Below are 12,865 nucleotides of genomic sequence, written 5' to 3' on the forward strand. Positions count from 1 at the left end.
TCGGCGGCCACCGGCCCGTTCGGGGCGGTGCGGGACCGGCGGCGCGGGGACGGGCGTCCCCGGGTCGCACGGCCACCGCGGCGGTGGCGTCACCGGTGGTTGGTCGGTCGGTGGTGGTACCGGTCAGTGGCCGGCGAACACGTCCACCGCGGTCGTGGTGGCCGCCTCCGCACCCGCGACGACGACCTCGTCGCCGGCGAGCAGGACGTAGTCGTCGCCGGGGGTCGGCACGACCCGGCCGGCGCGGACCACCGCCAGCAGCGACAGCGGCCGGCCGGACAACGCGGTGTCCCGCCAGCGTTTGCCGTCGCCGATGCTGTCCACGGCGACGGGTATTCGCACGACCGTGACACCGGGGAGCTGGCGTTCCAGCTCGGCGAGGTGGTCGACGGTGACCGCCTGGTTGAGCACCCCGGCGACGGCCTGCGCCTCGGGTTGTTCGAGCACCAGCGTGCAGAGCGCGGTGTCGCCGTCCTCGGGGTGGTAGATCACGATGTCGCGCCGCCCGCCGGGGTGGGAGATGACGCTGGCCCACTGGCCGTGGGCGGTGGCGAAGCGCTGGCAGAGTCCGACCCCGGGAATGACCGTACGTTCGAACCGCATACCGACCTCCTTCGCCCAACATCGAAGGGGCGTCCGGCCGGTAACGACCGCGCGCCCCTTCATCCCTATCATGATCAGACCCCTGTCGCCCACGCCATCGTCCCAATATATGGGAGGTTTCGACGTCGGAGGGGGTGCCGGGCGGCGGACGGCCACCGAACCGGCACACCGTGCCGGGTCGTCAGCGCGCGTCGGTGCGTTCCGGTACCGGCCGGTGCCGGCCCGCCGGGTCGTCCCGGTCGATGCGCAGCTCCCGTTCCAGCTCGGCGATCACCGCCCGCAGGTCGTCCAGGCGCTGGGTCAGGGCGATCCGGTCCACCTCGTCGGGCACCCCGTCACCGTCGGCGTCGTAACCGGGCGCCAGCCGCTCGGTCATCTCCAGCCGGCGGGCCTCCTCCATCGAGTTCACGATGACCGCGATCAGGATGTTCAGCAGCAGGTTGACCGTGATGAGCACGTAGCTGACGTAGTAGACGAGGGTCCACGGGGACAGCGCCATCCCCTGCTCCACCAGATCCGGCAGGGTCTCCAGGGACAGCAGCACGAACAGGGTCAGCAGCGACCGGCCGATGTCGCCGTACTGCTCCGGGTAGGCCCGGCCGAAGATCAGCCAGCCGGCCATGCCGTAGACGTAGAGGGTCACCATGGCCAGCGCGAGGAACCCGCCGACACCGGGCAGGCTGCGCCACAGCGCGGCCACGATGGTGCGCAGACCTGGCGAGAAACGGACCAGGCGCAGCACCCGGGCCACCCGGACGACCCGCAGCAGCGCCGAGTCGCCGTGCAGCCCGGGCAGGAAGATCGCCGCGATCACCACCAGGTCGAACACGTTCCACCCGTGCCGTAGGAAGTCCTGCGGCCGACGCCCGTACGCCAGCACCCGGATGGCGATCTCGGCGACGAAGGCCGCCCGGAAGCTCATCTCCAGCCAGTTCAGCGCCGGCCGGGCCGCACCGAGATCCGGGTAGGTCTCCACCCCCAGGACCGCCGCGTTGGCCATGATGAGCACCACGATCGCCGCCTCGAAGGGGCGCGACCGGGCGATCCGGGCACAGCACCGGGCGAGGCCGACGGGGCGGGCGGGTCCGGGATCGGCGGCACGCCGCCGGGTGGGAACGGGCACGGACGGCACCGGTCACCCGGTCCCGGGGCGGTACGGGAACGCGGCGGCCATCCCGACACCCTACCGGCCACCCGGGACGATCACCGTCGGTGATGGACCGGGCACCCGGCCACCGGCGATCGCAGGTTCTCGCCCCGACATTGAACGACCCGCGCCCCGGCTTCGTACCACCCGGTGAAGGGAGCTGCTCATGAAGCGCACGACCCCGTTGCTCACCCTGCTGACCGGGACGGGCATGGCCGCCGTCCTGTTCGCGATGAGCGCCCAGGCGGCACCGCGTACGGTCGATGCCGGTGCGGCCGCGCCCGCGACGAGCCCGCCCGGTGCCGCCGTGGTGTCGCCCGCCGCCCCCGCGGCCGAACCGGACGCCGACCCGGCGGCCGAACCGGAGGCCACCCCGGCGGCACCGGCGGGAGGCCAGCCCGGCCCGGCGGAGACCACGCCGCCGACCACGGCGCCACCGGCGAAGCAGGCCGACTCGAACTGGACCGGACGGCTCGACGGCGGCGCCACCATCGCGATCACCGTCACCGACGGCAAGGCGGTGGCGTACGTCTGCGACGGCAGGAAGCTGGAGGTGTGGCTCAACGGCACCGCCGCCGACGGCCGGATGAAGCTGACCGGCAAGAAGGGCGAGGTGCTCACCGGGTCGTTCGGCGACGGGGTCGCCTCCGGCGAGATGGTGGTGGGTCAGCGCCGGTGGAAGTTCACCGCCAAGCAGACCGGCAAGCCCGACCCGGTGCTCTACCGGGCCACCGCGCAGCAGCGCCGCGCCGGCGTCGACGGCGGCTGGATCATGCTGCCCGACGGCAGCCAGATCGGGGTGGTCACCCGCGACGGTACGCCGGTGCCGGCCCCGCCGCTGGACCCCGCGTTCGGCACCACCATCCTCGACGGCCGGACCGTCACCGCGTCACCGGTCGTGGCCGACCCGGGGTCCGGTGCGTGATGACGACGGCACGCCGCAGGTTCGAGACCGACGTGGGACGCGACTTCGACGACGGGCCACCCGTCCGGGTCCTGTCCGACCCCCCACCCGTCGTGACCCCGCCCGCCCCGACCGGCGTGCCGTCCACCGGCTCCGGTGCCCCGCCCGCCTCGGTGCTCGTACCGCTGCTGGTCGGGGCGGCGGTCGCGGTGGCCCTCGGGGCGTACGGCCGGATGCACCAGCCCACCGGGATCGCGGTCAACGTGGCCGGCTTCTCCAGCCCCCAGGCGGTCAAGGTCTGGCTGGGCACCGGGGCGGCCCTCTTCGCCGTGGTCCAGTTGCTCAGCGCGTTGGCGATGTGGGGCCGGCTGGGCGGCTTCTCGCCCTCCTGGGCGGGCGGGCTGCACCGGTGGAGCGGCCGGGTGGCGTTCCTGCTGACCGTCCCGGTGGCGGTGCACTGCCTCTACGCGCTGGGTTTCGCCGACTACGACCTGCGGACCCTGCTGCACTCGCTGCTCGGCTGCCTCTTCTTCGGGGTGTTCACCATGAAGATGCTGGCGCTGCCCAAGCGGGGGCTGGCCGGGTGGGTGCTGCCGGTCGTCGGTGGGCTGGTGTTCACCGTCCTGATGGGGATCTGGGTGACCTCGTCGCTGTGGTACTTCACCACCTTCGGGGTGGGGACGTGACGGGCTCGTGACACGGGAGAGGAACGACGGGCAGATGTGCGACGAGCGTGGGACCGGGTGTGCGTCCCGGCGGGCGGTGCTGGCCGGTGCCGGCGGGGTGGGCGTGACCGCCCTGCTCGCCGGCTGCCAGACGTACGGCGAGCCGACCACGCCGGCCGCGGCGCCGCAGACCGGCGGGTCGGCCGACGCGCCGGCCGACGCCTCGCCGGGCGGCAGCGCACCGGCCGGGCCGTCGGCCGGGGCGAGCGGCTCCCCCGCCGGGGGCGGTGAGCAGCCGCCCGCCCCGGCGGCGCTGGCCGCGGTGGCGGACATCCCCGTCGGCGGCGGCAAGATCTTCAAGGCCGAGGGGGTGGTGGTGACCCAACCGGCGGCCGGCACCATCAAGGCGTTCTCGGCGACCTGCACCCACCAGGGCTGCACGGTCACCTCGGTCAAGGACGGCACCATCGTCTGCGGCTGCCACAACAGCGTCTTCGGCATCGCCGACGGCGCGGTGCGCAGCGGCCCGGCCGGTAGCCCGCTGCCGCCCCGGGCGGTGACCGTCGACGGCGACGACATCCGGCTGGCCTAGAGGGCCGAGTCCAGCCACGCCATCCGCCGGTCCAGCCAGTCCCGCAGGTAGTCGAGCTGCCCCTGCCACGTGTCGGCGGTCGGGGTGACGATGGGTCCGATCTTCTCGGTGGTCAGGTTCGGCCACCGCTGGAAGTTGCGGTCGGCGGCGTCGGTCAGCGGCGCGGTGAGTCCGGCGAGGCGCGCGTCGAGCCCGGCGGCCGACAGCGGGCCCCGCCGGAGCTCGGCCCAGCGGGCCCGGACCAGCGCCATGAACCCGGGGTCGGTGACCAACCTGTTGATCCAGTTGTTGGGCTTCGGCCACCGGGGCTGCTCGTACTGCCAGCCGCTGGTCTCCAGGTTGTCCCCGCCACCGGTGCCGTAGGTGAGGTCGAGATCCCACAGCGGCCCGGCGGTGATCCTGCCGCCCCGGTCCTTGTAGAAGTACGAGCTGCGGGCGTAGGCGTCGAAGTTGCGGGTCAGCTCGTTGAGGATGAACGAGTCGACGAACGATCCCACGTCGATCCAGGCGGGATAGCCCGTCACCGGATCGGCGAAGTCACCGGACTGCATCAGGTCGTTGAACTGTTGGAGGTGTCCGGTCAGCCAGGCCTGCTGCTCCGGTTGCAGCGGTGAGGGGTCGACCACCTCCAGGTAGTGCCAGCAGGTCGCGGGCCGGCCCTGGCACTCCAGGGTGGGTTCCTCGGCCGTCAGCCACTCGAACTTGAAGATGTACCCACCGGTGATGGCCGGCAGGGTGACGTCGTCGGGGTCGAGATCCTTGAGGTCGAGCCGGTTCTTCGCGTTCTTGATGGTCTCGACGATCAGGTAGACGCCCTGGTAGTCCTCGGCGCTCACCGGCCGGTCCGCGACGTTGTGGTAGAACTCCACGAAGGCGTACCGGGGCGCCTGGAATCCGATCTCGCGGGCCAGGTCGAAGGTGAACGCCTCCCGGATCAACGCCTTGTCGGTGTAGGGCCCGCGCAGCACCCAGTCGGACTCGGCCGGCATCCCGAGGACCGGCAGGTCGACGTCGTCGTCCTCGTTGTCCCGGAACTCGACCCGGTAGGGCGCCTTGTCGAACAGGGAACTCGACGTGCCGCGCAGGTGGTAACCGATCCGGGTGGCGAGGGTGGGTGGCGTCGAGAGCGACGCGTGTCCCCCGGTCGGCGCGAACAGCAGCGCGGCGGCGTCGACGAACTCCCGGCCCGGCGCACCCTGGCCGTACCCGTCGATCAGCAGGATCGGCAGGTCGAGGCTGACGTCCACGGCCCGTTCGACGTAGAGGGCGGTGCCGGGGTCACCGGTCGCCACCCCGTCGACGAACGCCTGGGCCCGGAGCTGGGTGGTGTCGACGAGGGTCACCGGGGTGCCGTCGTAGCGTGGGGAGTCCGCGCGGGGCAGCGCCCCGTCCGTCGTGTAGCGGATCTCGGCGTCGGTCACCGTCGTCCGCAACGAGACCGTGAGTTCGTCGCGGAAGGTGCCGCTCGGCACGGAGAAGACGATGTCGCCGGTCAGCTCGTCCGCCGGGTCCGCCGCCAGGGCGGCGGCCGGCGCGCCGGCCGGCCGGTCCGGGGTCGGCGACGGGCCGCCGACCACCCCGAGCGAGATCGCGGTCACGACGCCCAGGACCCGGGCCGGCAGACTCCGCACTGTCACTCCCCTGCGTCACGGGCGGCTGGAGCACACCCCCATCCATCTACGCACGCCAATGTTACAGAGGATGTCACTTTCGGTGATCAGTCCGGCACTCTCAGACCGCGAGCGCCTGGCGGACCGACCGTTCGGCGTCCCGGCCACCGTCGCCGGTGGCGGTGACCCGGCCGGACTCCAGCACGTAGTGCCGGGTCGCCACCCGCAGCGCGAAGCCGAGGTGCTGCTCCACCAGCAGCACCCGGATCCCGGCCCCGGTGGCCAGCTCGACGATGCGGTCCTGGATCTCGGCGACCACCGACGGCTGGATGCCCTCGGTGGGCTCGTCGAGCAGCAGCAGCCGGGGGCGGGTGACCAGCGCGCGGGCGATGGCCAACTGCTGCCGCTGGCCGCCGGAGAGCAACCCGGCCCGCCGCCGCAGCAGACTCCGCAACGCCGGGAACAGGTCCAGCGCCTCGGCGGTGGCGGCGGCCCCGTCGCGCCGACCGTCGGCCACCAGCCGCAGGTTCTCCGCCGCCGTCAGGTGCGGGAAGCACTGCTGGCCCTGCGGCACGTACGCCAGGCCCCGGGCGACCCGCTGGTGCGGGGCGAGCCGGGTGACGTCCTCCCCGTCGAGGGTGACCGTGCCGGCCCGGGGGCGCAGCAGGCCGACGGCGACCCGCAGCAGGGTGCTCTTGCCCGCGCCGTTGTGGCCGAGCACGGCGGCCACCCCGTCGGCGGGGACGGCCACGTCCACCCCGTGCAGCACCTCGCTGCGGCCGTAGCCGGCGTGTACGCCACGCAACTCCAACATCACGCCTCCGATGCGGTGTCGACGCCGAGGTAGACCTCCTGCACCCGGGGGTCCGCCTGGACCTGGGCGACGGTGCCCTCGCTGAGCACCTTGCCGGCGTGCAGCACGGTCACGCTGCGGGCGAAGCGGCGCAGGAAGTCCATGTCGTGTTCGATGACCACCACGGTGCGGTCCCGGCTGACCGTCTCCAGCAGGGCGCCGGTGGCGTCGCGTTCCTCGTGGCTCATCCCGGCGACCGGCTCGTCGAGCAGCAGCAGCCGGGCGTCGGAGACCAGCAGCATGCCGATCTCCAGCCACTGTTTCTGCCCGTGCGCCAGCGCGCCGGCCAACTGGTCGCCCCGGTCGGCCAGCCCGATCGTCTCCAGCGCGGCGGCCACCTCGTCGGGCACCCGGTGCCGCCGGCGGGCCAGCGTCCACCAGCTCCGGGTGGCTCCGGCGGCGATGTCGAGGTTCTGCACCACGGTCAGTTCCTCGAACACCGACGCGGTCTGGAAGGTGCGGCCGATGCCGAGCCGGGCGATGCGGTGCACGTCGCGGCCGAGCAGTTCCCGGTCGCCGAAGCGGGCCGAGCCGGTGGCCCGGACCAGCCCGGTCACGGCGTCGACCAGGGTGGTCTTGCCGGCCCCGTTGGGGCCGATCAGGAACCGGATGTCGCCGGGCGGCACGTCGAGGTCGACCCCGTCGACGGCGGTGAAGCCGTCGAAGGTGACCCGCAGGTCGCGTACGCACAGGCCGTCGAGCTGCGGGCCGGTCATGCCGCCGACACCTCCGTCCGGGTCTCGGCCGGGTCCGCCGCCCGGCTCCGCCGCCACCACCGCGCACCGGCCGGGTCCGACCGGCGCTGCCGGGCCAGCGCCCACAGCGACGCCAGGCCGCCCGGCAGGAACGCCACCACCAGCACGAACAGCAACCCCTGGAGGTACGTCCAGGTGCCCGGGAAGCGTTCCGACAGGGCGGTACGCGCCCAGGCCACCGCCACCGCGCCGAGCACCGGACCGAGCAGGGTGGCCCGGCCGCCGACCGCGACGCCGATGACGAACTCGATGGACGGCACGATCCCGATCAACGCGGGCGAGATGATCCCCACCGCCGGGACGAACAGCGCCCCGGCCAGGCCGGCCATCCCGGCGGCGATCACGTAGCCGACGAGCTTGACGCCGGCCGGGTCGTAGCCGAGGAAGCGGACCCGTTCCTCGCCGTCGCGGACGGCCACCAGCAACTCGCCGTACCGGCTGCGGATGAGTTGGCGGGCCAGGGCCAGCAGCGCGAGCAGGCTGGCGGCGATGATGAAGTAGACCATCCGCTGGTTGACCGGGTCGTCCAGGTCGTACCCGAAGAAGCCCTGGATGTCGGTGAGGCCGTTGGTGCCGCCGGTGGTGCCCTGCTGGCCGACGAGCAGGATCACCATCGCGGCGGCGAGCGCCTGGCTGAGGATGGCGAAGTAGGCGCCCCGGACCCGGCGGCGGAAGACCAGCGAGCCGAGGCCGAACGCGACGGCCATCGGCAGCAGCACGGTGGCCGGCAGCGCGATCCACGGGCTGGCGAACGGCCGCCACCACAGCGGCAGCTCGTCGAGCTGGCCGTAGAGCTGCATGAAGTCGGGCAACTCGCCGGGGCCGGCGTCGGCGAGCTTGAGGTGCATGGCCATCGCGTAGCCGCCGAGGCCGAAGAACACCCCCTGGCCGAGGGTGAGCATGCCGCCCCGGCCCCAGGCGATGCCGATGCCGACCGCCACCATCGCGACGCACAGGTACTTGGCCAGCAGCGACAGCCGGAAGTCCGACAGGGTCAGCGGGGCGACGGCGAACAGCAGCGCCGCCCCGAGGGCGAACCCGGCGGCGGTCCGCGCCGGGCCGTCGAACCGGCGGCCCCGCCGGCCGCCGGCCGGGGTGCCGGCCGCGCTGGCGGGATCGGTGCCGACCAGCGGCGCGGCGGTCATGCGAGGCTCCTGGTACGCAGGGTGAACAGCCCCTGGGGCCGCCACTGGAGGAACGCCACGATCGCCACGAAGACGATCACCTTGGCGACGCTGAGCGTGGTGAGGTACTCGCCGGTGGCCTGGAGCACGCCCAGCGCGAAGGCGACGATCACGCTGCCCTTGAGCTGGCCGATGCCGCCGACCACGACGACCAGGAAGGCGTCGATGATCAGGTTGGTGCCCATCGTCGGGCCGATCGGCCCGAGCAGGGTCAGCGCGACCCCGGCGACGCCGGCCAGCCCGGAGCCGATGAAGAAGGTCGTCCGGTCGACCCGGGCGGTGGGGATGCCGGAGACGGCGGCGAGGTCGCGGTTCTGCACCACGGCGCGGATGCGCCGCCCGAGCGGGGTGAGCCGCAGCGCCAGGGTGAGCGCCAGCACGGCGGCCAGCGCGAGCGCCAGGATGAACAGCCGGTTGTTGGCGACGGTCAGCCCGCCGGGCAGGGCGATGTTGCCGGTCAGCAGCGCCGGGGCCCGGGTCTGCACGTTGGGGCTGCCGAAGACGTCCCGGGCCAGTTGCTGGAGCATGAGCGAGACGCCCCAGGTGACCAGCAGGGTGTCCAGCGGGCGGGCGTAGAGGCGGCGGATCAGCAGCACCTCCAGCAGCACGCCCATGGCACCGGCCACCGCGAAGGCGACCGGCAGGGCCACCAGCAGCGACCAGCCGGCGGTGGTCACGGTCTGTTGCAGGACGTAGGTGGTGTAGGCGCCGGCCATGATGAACTCGCCGTGCGCCATGTTGATCACGTTCATCTGGCCGAAGGTCAGCGCCAGGCCGAGGGCGATGAGCAGCAGCACCGCGCCGATGCTGACGCCGGTGAAGAGCTGACCGAAGAGGACTGTCACGTTCGCGCTCCGAAGGGGTGGGTCGGCCCGGGCGGGGGTGCCTCCCGCCCGGGCCGGGATCGGTCAGCTCAGGCCGCTCGCCCAGGGGTAGCTCTTCAGGTACGGGTCGGGCGTGATCGGCTTGCCCGAGTTCCACACCTCGGTGATCAGTCCGTCCGCGCCGACCTTGCCGATCCGGGCGGTCTTGGCGATGTGCTGGGTGGGGCCGTCCACGGTGACCAGGCCCTCCGGGGCGTCGTAGGTGATCCCGCCGGAGGCGGCCCGGACCTTCTCCACCTCGAAGGTGCCGGCCTTGTCGACCATCGCCTTCCACAGGTACACCGCGACGTAGGCGGCCTCCATCGGGTCGCTGGTCGGCTTGTCCGCGCCGTACTTCGCCTTGTACGCGGCGACGAACTTCTGGTTCGCCGCGCCGGGGGTCGTCTGGTAGTAGTTCCAGGCGGTGAGCTGGTCCTTGAGGTACTGGGTGCCGATCCCCTTGACCTCCTCCTCGGCGATCGACACCGACACCACGGGCATGCTCGCGGCGGTCAGCCCGGCGGAGGTGTACTCCTTGAAGAACGCCACGTTGCTGTCGCCGTTGAGGGTGTTGAACACCGCGTCGGCCCTCGACGAGCGGACCTTGTTGACGATGGTGCCGAACTCGGTGGAGCCGAGCGGGGCGTAGTCCTCGCCGAGCACGGTCATCCCGTTGGCCGCCGCGTACGCCTTGATGATCTTGTTAGCGGTGCGCGGGAAGACGTAGTCGCTGCCGACCAGGTAGACCGACTTCTTGCCCTGCGCCTTGAGGTAGTCCAGGCCGGGCACGATCTGCTGGTTGGTGGTGGCCCCGGTGTAGAAGATGTACGGCGACTGCTCCAGCCCCTCGTACTGCACCGGGTAGAACAGCAGCGCCTTGTTCTTCTCGAAGACCGGCTTGACCGCCTTGCGGCTGGCCGAGGTCCAGCAGCCGAAGACGGCGGCGACCCGGTCCTGGGAGATCAGCTTCTCGGCCTTCTCGGCGAAGGTGGGCCAGTCGGAGGCACCGTCCTCACCGACCGGGACGATCTTCTTGCCCAGCACGCCACCGGCGGCGTTGATCTCCTCCACGGCGAGCATGATGGAGTCCCGCACGGTGACCTCGCTGATGGCCATGGTGCCGGAGAGCGAATTGAGCAGGCCGACCTTGACGGTGTCGCCGGACACGTCGGCACTGACCCCGGCGGTCGACTTCTCGTCGGAGGTCTTGCTGCCACAACCGGCGAGCGCGGCGGCGGCAACAAGGATCAAGGCGCCCGCCAGGATGCGGCGGCCCCGGAACTGTGACATTCATTCTCCCTGCGGAGCGATGTTCGCCGGATGATTTTCCGTGCCGGCCCGCACTGGCCGACAGGTATTGCTGTCAATGATTGGTAAGCGGTGCGGTCGTGGTGCACGTCGGCGGCCTCGTCGTGCGACGGGTGGGGCGTCGCGGCGGCGGTCCGCAGTGGACTTTCGGGCAGCAAAAGCCTCTGCCAACTTGATTGCCACCACGTTTCCCAGCCCTTAATTGGCTGTTTCCCGAACCGATCTCGACACACACAAAAAAGGCCACCGCCACAATGGACGACGACCTCTCACGAAAATGCGCGACGCCCACCCGGCACAGGGTGGCCCGCCAACCGCCGAACACTCTCGACAATGGTCAGGAATGGCGATTACTTCACGCAGGAAGCATCCTAGAACCCCCACCCACCCCCCTGTCAACACCCCGCCCCACCCCTCCCGCCCTGACCTCTCCCCCGCCTCCACCTCCACCCGCTCCCGCCCGCGCGATCAAGAGGTTTGCGTCACCCGTGGAGCCGGAACTGACGCAAACCTCTTGATCACCGTGGACAACCGGGGGTCGTCGGGGCGACCGGAGGGGTGCGGGAGGGAGCGCGGGGGGTCAGAGTTCGGCGAGGACGGTGAAGTCGAGTCCGTCGGCCTCGGCGAGGTAGATGCGTTGGCGGACGTGGCGGCGACGCAACTGCAACTCGCCCCGGGGGCCGTGGTAGGTGACCGCGTCCGCCGTCGCCCCGATGGCGCGTACGTCCAACGTGCGGGCGCGGGCGATCAGGGCGGCGAGCAGCATCACGCCCTCGTAACAGGACTCGCCCAGGCTACCCAGCGGCGGGGCGTCCACCCCGAACCGGCGGGCGAACGCGCCGTGGAAGTCCAGGTTCTCCCGGGTGACCAGGCCGGCGAAGAACCCGGCGGTGCTGAACAGCCGGCGGGTGCCACCGACGCCGCTGGCCAACAGCATGTTCTCGTCCATCAGGGTGCTCAACCGCAGGCACCGCTGGTCCAGTGCGGACCGGCCGAAGGCCCGGTTGAACCGGACGGCGTCGGCACCGACCAGCAGCATCAGCACCGCGTCGGCATCGGTCCGCTCGATCTCCCGCAGCACCGGCCCGAAGTCCTCGGTGCCCAGCGGCAGGAACGCCCGCCCGCACACCCGCGCCCCGTCGTCGCGGGCGTACCGCTGGGCGGCCTGCGCGGTGCGGCGCGGCCAGACGTAGTCGTTGCCGACCAGGTACCAGCGGCGTACCCCCTGTTCCCGGGCGAGCAGCCGCATCGCCGGTCGGAGCTGCGCGTCCGGTGTCTCGCTGGTCAGGAACACCCCCTCGGTACGCTCCCCGCCCTCGTACAGGGCGGTGTAGACGTACGGCACCCGGTGCGCGATCCGGGGCGCCACCGCCTGCCGGACCGAGGAGATGTGCCAGCCGGTGACCCCCTGCACCGCCCCCGTGGAGACCAGCGCCTCGACCTCGGCGGCGACCTGCGCCGGTGGCGCACCGCCGTCGACCGGCACCAGCCGCAGCTCCCGGCCGAGCACCCCGCCGGCCCGGTTGACCTCCTCCACCGCCAACTGGGCGCACAGCTCGCAGGTGGGGCCGAACATGCCGGCCGGGCCGCGCATCGGAAAGACCAGCGCGACACTGACCACCGACCGGTCGACGGTCAACCAGGGGGCCGCCCCGGCCGTGCCGCCCGAGCGGGGCGACGGCTCCGGCACGCCGTGGGGGCCGGGCACCGGCACGGACATGCTGACATGATTGCCGGCAACCCTGGCGGGCCACCAGACCCGACCGAAAACCGGGACGCTTCGGTAACATGGCAACCCACCGAACGGGGAGAGACATGGCCGACGATCCCACGACGCCCGTCGACCTGATGCGCGCGCTCACCCGCGCCGAACGGCTGCTCGCCCGCCGGGTCGGCGCGGTGCTCACCACCGAGGGGCTCACCGTTGAGGCGTGGCGGGTGCTCTGCCGCCTAGCCGACGGGCAGGGCCACCCGATGAGCGAGGTCTCCACCGAGGAGTCGTTGCCGCCGGGCACCCTGACGAAGCTCGTCGACCAGCTCGTCGACCAGAACCTGGTGCACCGCCGGATCGACCCGTTCGACAGGCGACGCATCCGGGCCTACCTGACCCCCCGGGGCCGCCGCGAACAGGAACGCGTCGACGCCCTCGTCCGGGCCGAGCTGGCCGGGATCATCGACGACGCGGCGCTGACCGGGCAGCTCGTCGACCTGGTCGCCCGGCTCGACCCGCGCCGGCAGCCGGTCCGGGCCGGCTGACCCCGGCCAGCTCCACCAGGGATTCCGCCCGGGGCCCGGCCGGCGGCGATCCGGCGCGGGTGGGCCGGCTAGGCGACAGGCACCGCGTCGACCCCGGTGCGGGGCGCGGGCCGGTAAAGGCCCCC

13 protein-coding genes are annotated in these 12,865 nt (G+C 72.4%); 4 read left to right on the forward strand and 9 right to left on the reverse strand.

Annotation, left to right across the window (positions count from 1 at the left end; all coding sequences use genetic code 11):
• Nucleotides 1-123: 123 nt before the first annotated feature.
• Nucleotides 124-603 (reverse strand): TrkA C-terminal domain-containing protein, encoded by a 480-nt coding sequence (locus tag B5D80_RS22505; RefSeq protein WP_088645908.1) that lies wholly within the window; start codon nucleotides 601-603, stop codon nucleotides 124-126.
• 181 nt (nucleotides 604-784) lie between these two features.
• Entirely contained in the window at nucleotides 785-1,726 is a 942-nt protein-coding gene (locus B5D80_RS22510) for an ion transporter (RefSeq protein ID WP_245854879.1), read from the reverse strand.
• Between the two features lie 190 nt (nucleotides 1,727-1,916).
• Here B5D80_RS22510 and B5D80_RS22515 point away from each other — a divergent pair, with 190 nt between their 5' ends.
• Genes B5D80_RS22515 through B5D80_RS22525 form a run of 3 tightly spaced genes read left to right on the forward strand, consistent with a single transcriptional unit; the run spans nucleotide 1,917 to nucleotide 3,911 of the window.
• On the forward strand, nucleotides 1,917-2,675 hold the full coding sequence (locus B5D80_RS22515) for a hypothetical protein (RefSeq protein WP_088645910.1): 759 nt from the start codon (nucleotides 1,917-1,919) through the stop codon (nucleotides 2,673-2,675).
• Nucleotides 2,675-3,340: a DUF6529 family protein gene (locus B5D80_RS22520; RefSeq protein WP_342747118.1), complete on the forward strand. Its 666-nt coding sequence runs from the start codon at nucleotides 2,675-2,677 to the stop codon at nucleotides 3,338-3,340. Before B5D80_RS22515 ends, B5D80_RS22520 begins: the two co-directional genes overlap by 1 nt.
• Nucleotides 3,341-3,347: 7 nt before the next feature.
• The gene (locus B5D80_RS22525) at nucleotides 3,348-3,911 is read left to right on the forward strand and encodes a Rieske (2Fe-2S) protein (RefSeq protein ID WP_245854880.1); all 564 of its coding nucleotides are present in this window, start codon (nucleotides 3,348-3,350) and stop codon (nucleotides 3,909-3,911) included.
• Here the strand turns inward: B5D80_RS22525 and B5D80_RS22530 are convergent.
• The 7 genes from B5D80_RS22530 to B5D80_RS22560 all read right to left on the reverse strand — a co-directional run bounded on the left by B5D80_RS22530 (nucleotide 3,908) and on the right by B5D80_RS22560 (nucleotide 12,204).
• A complete protein-coding gene (locus B5D80_RS22530) occupies nucleotides 3,908-5,542 on the reverse strand; it encodes a CotH kinase family protein (protein WP_245854882.1) in 1,635 nt (544 codons plus the stop codon). The genes B5D80_RS22525 and B5D80_RS22530 overlap by 4 nt on opposite strands.
• Nucleotides 5,543-5,642: 100 nt before the next feature.
• Nucleotides 5,643-6,335, reverse strand: coding sequence for an urea ABC transporter ATP-binding subunit UrtE (gene urtE, locus B5D80_RS22535; RefSeq protein WP_088645913.1), 693 nt, complete (start codon nucleotides 6,333-6,335; stop codon nucleotides 5,643-5,645).
• A complete protein-coding gene (gene urtD, locus B5D80_RS22540; RefSeq protein ID WP_088645924.1) occupies nucleotides 6,335-7,090 on the reverse strand; it encodes an urea ABC transporter ATP-binding protein UrtD in 756 nt (251 codons plus the stop codon). Before urtD ends, urtE begins: the two co-directional genes overlap by 1 nt.
• Nucleotides 7,087-8,274 carry an urea ABC transporter permease subunit UrtC gene (urtC, locus tag B5D80_RS22545; protein ID WP_169733091.1) on the reverse strand — a complete coding sequence of 396 codons (1,188 nt, stop codon included), beginning with the start codon at nucleotides 8,272-8,274 and terminating at the stop codon, nucleotides 7,087-7,089. The genes urtD and urtC overlap by 4 nt, the downstream gene beginning before the upstream one ends.
• Complete coding sequence (urtB, locus tag B5D80_RS22550) at nucleotides 8,271-9,158, reverse strand: urea ABC transporter permease subunit UrtB (RefSeq protein WP_088645914.1); 888 nt, start codon at nucleotides 9,156-9,158, stop codon at nucleotides 8,271-8,273. The genes urtC and urtB overlap by 4 nt, the downstream gene beginning before the upstream one ends.
• Before the next feature lie 63 nt (nucleotides 9,159-9,221).
• Complete coding sequence (gene urtA / locus B5D80_RS22555; protein ID WP_088645915.1) at nucleotides 9,222-10,466, reverse strand: urea ABC transporter substrate-binding protein; 1,245 nt, start codon at nucleotides 10,464-10,466, stop codon at nucleotides 9,222-9,224.
• A gap of 598 nt (nucleotides 10,467-11,064) precedes the next feature.
• The gene (locus B5D80_RS22560; RefSeq protein WP_088645916.1) at nucleotides 11,065-12,204 is read right to left on the reverse strand and encodes a substrate-binding domain-containing protein; all 1,140 of its coding nucleotides are present in this window, start codon (nucleotides 12,202-12,204) and stop codon (nucleotides 11,065-11,067) included.
• Between the two features lie 95 nt (nucleotides 12,205-12,299).
• Here B5D80_RS22560 and B5D80_RS22565 point away from each other — a divergent pair, with 95 nt between their 5' ends.
• Nucleotides 12,300-12,740, forward strand: coding sequence for a MarR family winged helix-turn-helix transcriptional regulator (locus tag B5D80_RS22565; protein ID WP_088645917.1), 441 nt, complete (start codon nucleotides 12,300-12,302; stop codon nucleotides 12,738-12,740).
• The last annotated feature ends 125 nt before the right edge of the window (nucleotides 12,741-12,865 follow it).

The sequence above is a fragment of the Micromonospora wenchangensis genome (genome assembly GCF_002210435.1).
In the GTDB taxonomy this organism is placed as follows: Bacteria; Actinomycetota; Actinomycetes; order Mycobacteriales; family Micromonosporaceae; genus Micromonospora; species Micromonospora wenchangensis.